This is a genomic window from Accumulibacter sp., assembly GCF_031732815.1.
In the GTDB taxonomy this organism is placed as follows: Bacteria; Pseudomonadota; Gammaproteobacteria; order Burkholderiales; family Rhodocyclaceae; genus Accumulibacter.
Window position 1 is genome coordinate 1 of sequence record NZ_JAVMKF010000327.1, and the last position, 10,982, is coordinate 10,982.

A 10,982-nucleotide genomic window follows, 5' to 3' on the forward strand; every position below is an offset into this window, starting at 1 on the left:
TCCTGCTGCCCAGCGCCGCACTGCTCGGCGTGGCGGTGTGCATTGCGGCGGCGACATTCAAGAAGTATCTGTAAGTTCAGCACACTCGCATGCGCCGAAGTATGTAGGTGGCTTCGTCATCTGCGGTTCTAACCCTCCCACAGGTCATCGGGGCCGAGATAACTCAGATCGAGCTGGCCGTTATTCAGAGCGACAGTCGCTCGCACAAGACCGCGCCGATTCGGGTTGAGCGGGTGCTGTAGCAGACCGATCGCGTGCCCGTCGGGCGCCAGCACCAGCGGCTGTCCGTTCCTATGAAAGAGGCTGACTGGTGTTCCGGGAGGCGCGGGTGCGGCGAACCACTGGACGTTTCCAAGATAATCCCGTCGCGCCCAGGTCCGATTGTCTGACGGGGCGAACTCCTGGATGAATTCGAGCCATATGGCCCGCGTCTCGGCCGTTGGCCAGTTGGGTTGCGCCGACCAGACCGCGAGGCCGGGTGAGCGCAGCCACGCGCGCAATTCCGCGCCAGTCGTGAAGGTGGCGGCCGTGTCGGTGACGGCTTTTATGGCCGCCAGCCGGGAATTGAAACCCGCCTGGATCAGAATTGAGGCGGAGCGGTTCATCGTCCCCGTTTCGACAGCCGGCACAGCCAGGCCGAGCTCATAGTCGTCCAACGCCAGTGCGAGCATGCCGACGACATCGCCATTGGCGGCGGCACGGACGCGTAAGGCCTCCATGGCCCAAGGCAGGCGATAAACCAGGCCACCCTCAATAAACTGCAATGCCTCGGCTTCCTGTCCGGCGACGATCGCTGCCAACGGCTGCCCGAGCAGCCAGCATCTGAGGATGTCGCGCCAATTCGCCGGGAATGGATCCGGCTCAAACGGGTAGAAGGCGAACACGCGTTCGGCGATGCCGGTGATCGCAGCGATTGCCGCCTCATGGTCCGATGCTGCGAGGGCTGCGTTGGCCTGTACGAGAAGGTCGTTTGCCGCAGCCGCAATTGCGTCCAGCGCATGTCCAGCTTCGAGGCCGAGCCCGGCCAGAAAGTAGCCGCGTCGTGTAGCGGCAGTCGAATTCGCCCAGATATACCGGCTCCGCGTGAGCAGCGTGGCGCGATAGGCGGCGCGTGATGCGTCGTCGACGTGAAGCAGGCGACGCTGCCAGAGCGAAGATTGAAGGATGTTGTCGAGCGCGGCCTCGATCTGATCATCCTGCACGTCGGCCTCGCCTATGAGGCTGAGAATGGCGGTGTCGAGCGTCGCCATATGACGCTCCCACTCCTTCAGCGCCCGCTCGCGCTTGTCGGCCTTCTCGCCGGCGACCTCGGGGAAGGTCCATGCCGCGGCGTTGTTGACGACGTAGTCCATTAGCTGATCGAGATTGCCGCCAAGCCGTGCATGCATGCGCATGAGAAGCGAGAGGATGAGCTGAATGAGCCCGCTCTCCATCTCGCGGGCGCCAAGATCCTCGATCAACTCGACCCATTCATTATGCTTCTTGTTCCGCGAATCCTGGAAAATGGGAAAGAGGACTAGCCCTTCAACATCGACATAGGCGCGGCCGGCGCGCCCGATGACATTCTTGAATTCAGAGACCTTGATCTTCTCGCCGTGGCGATAGAGCGAATGCATAACGACCGCCGTGGCCGACAGGTTGAGGCCCTGAGCCAGCGTCGGCGATGAGATCGTTACCTTGAGCACGCTGTCGCGCAGCAGTCGCTCGACTTCTTTGCGATAGGCGGTCGGCAAGGCCCCATGGTGAAGCGCCACGCCAAGCCGCAGACATTTGAGGATGTCGCTGTCCGGGCCAAGCCATTCTTCGCCGAGCGCGATAGCGGTTTGGAGTGTGGCGGGGTCAACCGTTAGCAGGGACGCGAGCGCGCCGCGCGAGTGCAAGTCGACGACAACCTTGGCGAACGGCTCGACGCTTCGGCGCTCGGGGCAGTAGATCAGCACCGTCTGGCCATCGCTGACGAGCCGCCACGCCGTTGCAAGGCTCAATTCCTGTTGGCTGTCCGGAAAGAGCCGAGTGCGTAATTTCTTCGGCGGTACGAACAGCGGCGGCGCCGCGCCGGTAAGGAAGCGAGGCACGAAGGGTCTTTCATCGCCGACGCGAAGATTGAGACGCGCCGTTGGCGAGTTCCAGGTTACCTCGCCAAACCGCAGGCGCGTCGGTCGCCAGTCGTTCTTGATCGGGCCTCCGGGCTGGTCTCGACGCAGCCATGCCGAGAAGTCCTCGAGTTGATCTCCGTCAGGAAGGATCGCCGACAGGCAAACGATCCGGCGGTGACCGGCGTCTTGGCGGCGCAGGAGGCGCTGAATCTGAACCTCGTACCGAACCTCGCGTTCCCCAGGTCCGATCATGTGGCCTTCGTCGAACACGAGCAAGCCGACGTCGTCGAGGAGCGACGGATCGTTCCTCAACGCGAAGTCAAGTTTCTCAGGGGTCGCGACGACGATGTCACGCTCGCGGATAGCGTCCTCATCGAAGCCGGATACGCCAATGCTGCCGTAGAGCGCGGAGATGGTCTTGCCGAGTGGACCGAAGGTACGCTGGAGCGTGGTTTCCGTCTGCGCCGACAGGGCGCGAAGCGGTGTCACGAACATAACTCGCTGGCCACCAGCCAAGCACCGCAGAATTGACAATTCGGCAATCCGGGTCTTGCCGGCGCTGGTCGGCAGCGAGACGACGAGATTGTCGGTCTGATCGACGGCGCGCGACGCCGCCTCGGTCTGCGAAGGCCACAGGTCGACCTCGGCCCTCGGGCGGCGAGCGAGCAGGGCGATGAAGAGCTCGCGAAGGCCGGGCCATGACGCCGCGGCGCCACCGGCGGGGAGTAGCGGGACCTTCTCGTGGAAGGTGTTCGACCAGAGGTCGGAGAGCAGATGGATGGCGACCCGATGCACCCACCATTGCGGCAGAAGGTTCAATTCCGCGCAGATGTCGAGGTTTTCCCGAAGCTGCGCGATCGCCCGGTCGACTAGGGCTCTCTCGCCGCGATCCAGCGCGAGCAGGAATGTCGCGAATGCGCCGAAGAAGGCATCGGTCAGGGCGAGATCGAGGCCCTCGAAGAGGAAGTCCTGACCATCGCGCTCCGGCGCGTCGGCGGCGACAGGCTCCACAAGTCGTTGTTGGAATAGCGCCGCAATGGTCGCGTCCGATCCTCGACCATCCAGGCGGAAGGCGTACACGCGTGCGCGCAGCTCGTTGACGTCTCGGCGCATCAACAGCGCGAGCGCCTGTTCGATCGGGGAGAAATTCTCCTCGGCGGCCACGATCGCAAGGAGGGAATAGGCTCGGGCAGACAGGTGTGCGAGGTGATAGCTGGCCGCCGCCATGACGAAATGGAAATCGCGGTCTGCTTCGTCGCGGTTGCCCTTGGCCATAACCGCTTCGAGGGCGGTCGCCGCCTGTTCGAATGCGATCCGTGCCTGGTTCGGGTCGCCATCGAGTTCGAGGAGGCGCAGCCCCAGCCCAAGCAAGCCATAGGCGTAACTGTGGAGATCGAAGCTGAGCTGCGGCGAGAAGGCGGGCGCGCCAGGGGGCAGAACACCGTCACGCCAGATCATGGCGCGCGCCTGGCCTCGCGCGATGAGCCTGCCGCGAAAGCCTGCCGTCGCCGCGTCCGTGATGGCGGCTGTGATCGCGTCAGGGGTGGTTGGCATCGGCTATGACCCGATCGTAGACGGCCCCAACAAAGGCGGCATGGCCGTCGACGTGCAGGCCGACACCCAATTGTTCGAATGAACCAGGATAGGCCTGCAGCGCCTGTGTCAGCAGCGCTTGCGGGGAGTTCCCGGAGAAGGTGAAGAGGAGATGTTTCACGCTCTCGGGCGGGATACCGTGCCGATAGAGCGCCTCGTCGATGGCGTCGACGAGCGGCGCGTCGGTGCCCAGCTCCATCAGCCTGGCTGAGATAAAGGACAATGCATGCGACGAGGGAAGGCCGCCATCCTTATCCAGGCCGGTCCGCGCCTCCTCCAGCGTTTGGGCGCGCAGGTCGATGCGGCTCTTGGCTTCTGTCTTCAGGAAGCGGAGGCGCTGTGTTGCCGGGTCGAGAAGCATGCCGATGACGTCGTCGCCGCGCATCGCCATGTTGCGGTGATCCTTCCAGCGCAGCCGTTTGATGGGGGCGCGATAGCCGCTGTGCGCGTCGATCCATTCCGTAGCGTAGATCTCGCCGAGATCGCCCGATCGGATCTGCGGCGTTTGCGGGAGAAGATTGGTGATCATCTGCGCGGCAGCGACCTTGCCCAGCCTCGCAAGCGCTGCGGCGATGCGTTCCTCGGCGGCGTAGTGGGCGGGGACGGCCGTGGCCGTCACCTGGATGCCGGTCGCAGCGTCCGCCGGCCGGCCCGTCATGACCCGAACGTGATGATTTCCCAGGGGCGTGTCCGCGGAGTCGCACCAATCGTTGAACTGCACCATGCGCCTCCTCCTCAGCTCGGGAAGAGGTCGCGAACGCGAAGAAAGGGCGTGCCGGTTTCGGCTGCCCTGCGCACCTTCCGTTCAAGAACTTGGTTGAGCGGTATCTCGCGATCGAGCAGATCATAGAGATCGAGACCGTCCATACAGATGACGCGCTTGCCTCGGCCAAAGGCGACGAGGCCGTCATCGGAGAAGCCGCTGTTGCTCACGAACAGGCCTCGCGTCCAGGCGGCCTTCTGTTCAATCTTGCCGTGGAACGTGTGCAAATCGGCGACGCCAATTGGCTGACCATGCCATTTGGCTTCCAGCAGATAGGTCTCGCTGCCGAGCTGGAAGCTGCCGTCGATTTGCTCACCGCAAAGGCGGAACGGTTCCTGGGCGGCCAAACCGAATGCGTCGAACAGGCCCTTGAGGAATCCCTCGAAGGCAAAGCCGCGTGCCTGTGCGCTGAGCGAGGAGACCCTCAGCAGCTCGGCTTTTATGGTGGCGATCTTCTGACGATCGACAACGGGTTGGAGCTGGGTTGGCTTCGGAGCCGCACCGCTGGAGAGACGATTGATCAAGCCTTGATAGCGCGACTGCGCATCGATTACCGGGTCCTTGCCGCCGCTGCGGGCAAGATAGTCGGAGCGGTACTCCCAGAGGGCCGTAAGCGCGCTAACGGCAGTGGCATCGTCGCAGTTTTGCAGGAAATAGCGCAGCCGTTTCCCCTTGGAGCCGCCGTTCGCCGCGTATTTGGGATCGTCAATATTGACCTTCAGCTCCAAGGCGAAAAAATCCGCGAAGCTCGTGTCGGAAAAGTCGAGCACGAACCCAGGACCACGAACGAAGTCAACGAGGTCATCTACAAAGCGCAGGTCGATGGATCGTATTGAGCTAATAAACTGTCCTCCCCCACGGACGATCATTGGTCTACTACTCCGCCTTCACCAGCTTCGCAGCCTTGGGATCGTAGATGTACCCGGTGATGCTGCCATCCTTGATGCGCGCCACGGCCTCGTCGATCACGAACAGCGGAACGAGAAACCATTCCTCAGGCTGCACAGGGTGACCGAAGCGGTCGTTGATGGTGATGTTCAACCGCGCGGGCGCGAACAGCCTGTGGAACAGGTTCTCCATCCGAGTGCGGTTGATGCCCGCGAGCTTGTAGGTCGCCACCACTTCGACCTTTGCCAGCAGGTAGGTGGAGTCGTGTTCGGCGTTGGCAATGCGCGTCTCCACCCTGCCCCCCGTCACGCCCATCTTGTGAATGATGTCGCGGTGCTGCGCGACATAGGGATGATCCGAGAGGGAGCGCAGGACGTAGATCGTGCCGCTTTCGACATCATCGGCCTCAAGCTCACCGCCGAAAGAGAGTTGCCCGCTCTCGGGCGAGGCCAGCCGCCGCGCGGCGGGGTCGTTGTAGAACGCTCGCTGGAGCGAGCGCAGCAGCAGATTGCTTTCGGTGCCGTTGGAGAAGATGAGGCGCAGGCGGCGATCCACTTCCCCGGCGGTGGTTTTCAACGGCTCGCCGACCTCGGCGACGTAGAGAGTAAGGCCATCGAGAACGAAAAAGTCTCCGACTTCAATCGCACGGCGGCCCGCTTCGATGGGCTGGGACTGGCGCATACCGGTTTTGACTTCCGCTTGCACGCGCTGGAACAGGGGCCGGAAGGTCTCGAAGTCCTTGCACGGCTTGCGATCCGCGATCTCCTCGGCGGCTCGCTTGTCGGCGCTGGTGCGGACATGGCGTAGGACCGTGATGTCGTCCGCGTCGGCTACGCCCGCCAGCTCGGCGGCCAGGTGGTCGATGTCGATGGCTTCAACTGCCGAAGCGGCAACGGTCGGCGCCCCAGCAAGCAAGCCCTGATGGTCTAGCGGCTCAAGCAAGGCGCGGCAATCCGGGAGCGCGCGTAGACGGTCGAGCCGCACGGCATATAGGCGCTCGAATATGTCGCGGTCTTCGCCATGCTGCGGCGCACGCCCGTGCTGCTCTGTGAAGCGTTGGATTTCCTCGAAGCCAGCAATGACACGCTCCTCGCTGGCTGGGCGGCCATTTTTCTTCTCAGCCGGAGCGAACTCGGCAAGCTCCGCAGCGAGTTCGTCAAGATCGGAGTTACTCATAGCGTCCCTCCGCCTTGAAGCGCATGAAAGCGGCAGCGCCTTCGGCCATGCGTCGCTCCCAGGCATCCTGAGAATCGAGCGCCGGAATGCGGCCGCGCTCCTTCTTGAACTGGACGGCGCGAACGGCCATCTCCTTCGCCTCGTCCGGCGTCAGGCTCGTGCGCTTGGCCGAGATGGCCGCCGCGATCTGCTTCAAGCTGTCCTCGCTCATGGTCTTGGCAAGGATGGCGTAGGCTTCCCCGAAGGGGTTGATGCGGTCGATCAGGTCGATGTCCAACTCGCGCACGTCCATCGCGAAGCGGCGCACGCCGTCGATCAGGGCGGTGTTGGGCGACCCATCGCTCTCGCCTTCGGTGACAAGCCGCTTGGCCTGCTGCGTGAGGTTGAGGGCGGCGATGGCGTGCTGGCGCACGGCCTCCTGATCTTCGGCGTCAAGCTCGGGATACTTGTCCTTGATGATCTTGCCCATGCGAACTTGCGTCAGCTCCTCGGGCACCAGCTCCTCATCGAACAGGCCGCGCTCGATGGTGGGCTTGTCCTGCACGAAGGCCGCAATGACTTCGTTCAGGTCTTCCTGACAGATTCGTGCTGCCTCCTTGCTCTTGGGCTCGGCGAGGCCCTTGATCTCGATTTGGTACGCCCCTGTCTGCTCATTGACACCGACATTGCAGCGGTCCGCGTCGTAGCCACCTTCCCCGTAGTCAAAGCCCGGCGTCGGGCCGCTGTCGGGGTTCTTGGGCTTGAACTCGAAGCGCGGAGCAAGAACCTGCTCCATCAGCAGGCTTGCCGCGATGGCCTTCAACGTATCGTTGACGGCCTCGGTGACAGCTTCCTCGGCTGCATCCGGCTCGGCGATCAGGTTGGTGAACCTCGCGCGGGTCTTGCCGGGCGCGTCGCGGGTAGCTCGGCCGATGATCTGCACGATCTCGGTCAGGCTGGCGCGGTAGCCCACGGTCAGCGCATGTTCGCACCAAATCCAATCGAAGCCTTCCTTCGCCATGCCCAGCGCGATGATGATGTCCACATGGTCGCGGTTGTTCTTCTGCGCCGGGTCTTTGAGCGAGGCGGACACGCGGTCGCGCTTGGTGGCATCGTCATCGACGAGATCGGCGATCCGCAGCACGCGGCCATCGGGGCGCTTGACACGTTGGAAGCCGGTCGCAGAGTCGATGCCTTGCCATTCACCCAGCGCCTCGATGATGTGCTCCACTTCCCGCATCTTGTCCTTCGTGCTCTCGCGCGAATTGACATTCGGGATGTGAATGATGGTCTTCTCGGCGGGATCGAGGACATTGAGGATGTCATCGACGTAAGGCCCGCTGTAGAAGAAGTAGCCGATGTCGAGTTGCTTGAGGTACTCGTAGCCGTTGAGCTGCTCGTAGTAGGTGTAGGTGACGGTATCGAACTTCGACTCATCCTGCGGTGCGAGCACGGCCTCGGCGTCGCCACGGAAGTAGGAGCCGGTCATGGCGACGATGTGCGTCTTGCCCCTCGCGAAGAATTGCCCGAGGTGCAAGCCGAGTTTGTTGTCCGGGTTCGCTGAAACGTGGTGGAACTCATCGACCGCGATCAGTCGGTCATCGAACGCCTCCACGCCGTAGGCATCGACGGCGAAGCGGAAGGTGGCGTGCGTGCAGACCAGCACCTTGTCGTCGCCTTCAAGGAATGTGCCCAGCGACTTCACCTTCCCGCCGTTGTCGTTGCCTGGCGCGTTGCACAGGTTCCACTTGGGTTCGACCTGCCAGTCTGACCAGAAGCCGTACTTCGACAGCGGCTCGTCGTTGAAGCTGGCACCGATGGACTTCTCCGGCACAACGATGATGGCCTGCTTCAAGCCCTGGTTCTTGAGCTTGTCGAGTGCCACGAACATCAGCGCACGGCTCTTGCCCGATGCGGGCGGCGACTTGATGAGCAGGTATTGCTCGCCCCGCTTCTCGTAGGCCCGCTCCTGCATGGGCCTCATCCCAAGCGCATTGGCCTTAGTCGATCCGCCGTTGCGGGCGTAGGTGACGGAAACGGACGGTACGGACGTGATCTTGTCGCTCATGCGTTGGCTCCCGCTTTGCGCTTCTTGCCCTTGGCAGGTGCAGCCGAAGCGGTCATCTTGGTATAGAGGTCAAACAGCTTTTCCAGCCGCTCGGTGTCGTTCTTGAAGCGCCGACCGATGTAGATGCGCTCCAGCACTTCGTCGTTGCGATCATGGGCGGCGCGCAGGTCGGCGGGCATATTGTCGGGGTCGTACAGGTCCGCGATGGTCGCGGGAAAGTGATGCTCCCGCGCCAGCAGGATGTCCTCCGCGCAGCGGATGAGATCGGCCTTGTTCTTCTCGGTCAGCGTCGGCACCGGAAACGTGTTCCAGCCGAGGGTGTTGGAATAGCGGTAGCGCGTTTCCAGCTTGCCGCAGACGGTGGCGATCCATACAAGATGCAGGCGCGAGGCAATGAGCGCCATGTTCCATAGAGGCGCGTCGTACAGGCCATACGCAGCATTGGAAATAATGCCACCTGTTGGGAGCAGCCCAACTGGAAGATACGGCCGAGACTCGCTCGAATGGATCGGAACGATGATTGACTGGTTGCCCGGTTTGCCCTGAATCTGCCGGAATCTGTGCGGGTACTGCGCAGCAGGGCGCGTTTCCTTCGCCTTGCTACTTTCCCGAAACTCCCTCACCTGTTCAAAGCGGACAGCAAGGCTCGGGACGGAACTGGCCTCGCTTTCGTCAGCATCAGTGACCCAAATGCAAACCCGAGGCGAACCCTTGATGAACTCATCCGAACCAAAGTAGGGCCGCAGAAATTTTTTAGCAGTCGGCGACTCACGGGTGATCTGCCGCGCTTCATCGGGCGACAAGATCAGATTTCCGGCGTCTGTGGGCTTGTTGCCCCAGTACATGTCGGGGCGACCCGTCGGCGCTCTACTTACGGCATCAACGTAAAGATTTGGTCCGGGCACAATGTATGCATTGATGTTCGGAACGAACTTCTCGATGGCCTCGTCGCCATCCGATGCCTCGAAGAGTCGCGCCCCTTTACCTGTATCGGTGGTCAGACCAATGATGAGGACAGTGACACCGGCATTGTGTGTAGCCAGGTTGCGCCACTTGAACGACGAGTAGGCAAAGAAAATTCGCGACGATGCGTCCAGGAGCAGCGGCCAGAACATGTGAACAAGCTGGCCTTGGCAAATTGAGTTCGTCGCAACGAAGGCTGCTTTCGCCGTCTGATGGTGCATGAACTCATGCGCCTTCCAAAACCAACCCATCACGTAGTCGAACGACTTCCAGTATTGACTGTGATCTTCAAAGAGCCACTTGAGATCCGCTTTCTGTTCCGGGGTTTGCGAACTCAGACCGGCATAAGGCGGGTTCCCGCAGATATACGTCTCGCCACCTTCGTTCTCGAAGTCGATCTCAGCCTGATCAAGCGGTGTTTTTAGAAGGTCGTCCGAAACCAGCTTCACACCTGAGCCGCCAACATCCATCAAACTCAGCCAATCGAGCCGTAGCGCGTTGCCGCAGGTGATCCAGTTCTCGTTGCGCAGGGGCAGGAACTCGGCGAGTGCCAGCTTCTGGCCCCGGTACAGCACGTCGCATTGGTACTCGGCGATGACCAGCGCGAGGCGCGCAATCTCCGCCGGGAAGTCGCGCAGCTCGATCCCGCGAAAATTGGTGAGCGGAATTTCTGAGGCATGATCCAGCTCGCCGCGCCGTCGGTTGATCTCGGCCTCGATGGCGCGCATCTCCTTGTAGGCGATGACCAGGAAGTTGCCCGACCCGCAGGCGGGGTCGAAAACTCTGATTCTGGCGATGCGTTTGCGCAAGTTGAGCAAGGTGCGTGGGTTGTCGCCCGCTTCTTCCAGCTTGGACCGCAGGTCGTCGAGGAACAGCGGATTCAGCACCTTCAGGATGTTGGGAACGCTGGTGTAGTGCATCCCCAGCTCGCCGCGCTCCTCGTCCTCGGCAACGGCCTGGATCATCGAACCGAAGATGTCAGGGTTGATCTTGGTCCAGTCCAACCCGCCGACGTGCAGCAGGTAGGACCGGGCGATCTTGCTGAATCGCGGCACTTCGTCGCTGCCGGAGAACAACTGCCCGTTGACGTAGGGGAAGTCTTCGGCCCACCGGGGAATCTTGGCTGCTGCCCGGTCCTCGCGCTTGGTGTTCATGGCGCGGAACAGCATGGCGATAACCTCGTGCGTGTTCGACGAGTCCCTGGCACTCATCTGCGCGACGGTTTCGGTGAATCGGCCCCTGCCGACGAAGATGTCAGTGTCCTCGGCGAAGAAGCAGAAGATCAGCCGCGCCATGAGCTTGTTCATGTCGTGGCGGCGCTCCGCCGTGCCCCATTCAGGGTTGTCTTTCAGCAGTTCGACGTACAGACGGTTCAGGCGGCTGGTGGCCCGAATGTCGAAGGCGTTTTCGCTGATCTGGCGGACGGTGCTGATGCCCGCCAGCGGCAGGAAGAAGC

General features: G+C 62.2%; 6 protein-coding genes. All 6 read right to left on the reverse strand.

What is annotated here, in order from left to right; genetic code table 11:
* Positions 1-128 precede the first annotated feature (128 nt).
* The gene (locus tag RKP46_RS20050) at positions 129-3,650 is read right to left on the reverse strand and encodes a DEAD/DEAH box helicase (protein ID WP_311099661.1); all 3,522 of its coding nucleotides are present in this window, start codon (positions 3,648-3,650) and stop codon (positions 129-131) included.
* Positions 3,634-4,413, reverse strand: coding sequence for a Hachiman antiphage defense system protein HamA (locus RKP46_RS20055; protein ID WP_025513332.1), 780 nt, complete (start codon positions 4,411-4,413; stop codon positions 3,634-3,636). The genes RKP46_RS20050 and RKP46_RS20055 overlap by 17 nt, the downstream gene beginning before the upstream one ends.
* Before the next feature lie 11 nt (positions 4,414-4,424).
* Entirely contained in the window at positions 4,425-5,222 is a 798-nt protein-coding gene (locus RKP46_RS20060) for a restriction endonuclease (RefSeq protein WP_025513333.1), read from the reverse strand.
* A gap of 106 nt (positions 5,223-5,328) precedes the next feature.
* Positions 5,329-6,516, reverse strand: a complete 1,188-nt coding sequence (locus RKP46_RS20065; RefSeq protein WP_311099659.1) for a GIY-YIG nuclease family protein — start codon at positions 6,514-6,516, stop codon at positions 5,329-5,331.
* Positions 6,509-8,563, reverse strand: coding sequence for a DEAD/DEAH box helicase (locus tag RKP46_RS20070; protein ID WP_311099657.1), 2,055 nt, complete (start codon positions 8,561-8,563; stop codon positions 6,509-6,511). The genes RKP46_RS20065 and RKP46_RS20070 overlap by 8 nt, the downstream gene beginning before the upstream one ends.
* The coding region (locus RKP46_RS20075; RefSeq protein WP_311108266.1) for a DNA methyltransferase at positions 8,560-10,982 on the reverse strand (2,423 nt) is incomplete at its 5' end. The genes RKP46_RS20075 and RKP46_RS20070, both read right to left, overlap by 4 nt.

Coding starts and splice junctions, on each gene's coding strand:
- RKP46_RS20055 (WP_025513332.1), bottom strand. CDS start 4,413: ATGGTGCAGTTCAACGATTGGTGCGACTCCGCGGACACGCCCCTGGGA.
- RKP46_RS20065 (WP_311099659.1), bottom strand. CDS start 6,516: ATGAGTAACTCCGATCTTGACGAACTCGCTGCGGAGCTTGCCGAGTTC.
- RKP46_RS20050 (WP_311099661.1), bottom strand. CDS start 3,650: ATGCCAACCACCCCTGACGCGATCACAGCCGCCATCACGGACGCGGCG.
- RKP46_RS20070 (WP_311099657.1), bottom strand. CDS start 8,563: ATGAGCGACAAGATCACGTCCGTACCGTCCGTTTCCGTCACCTACGCC.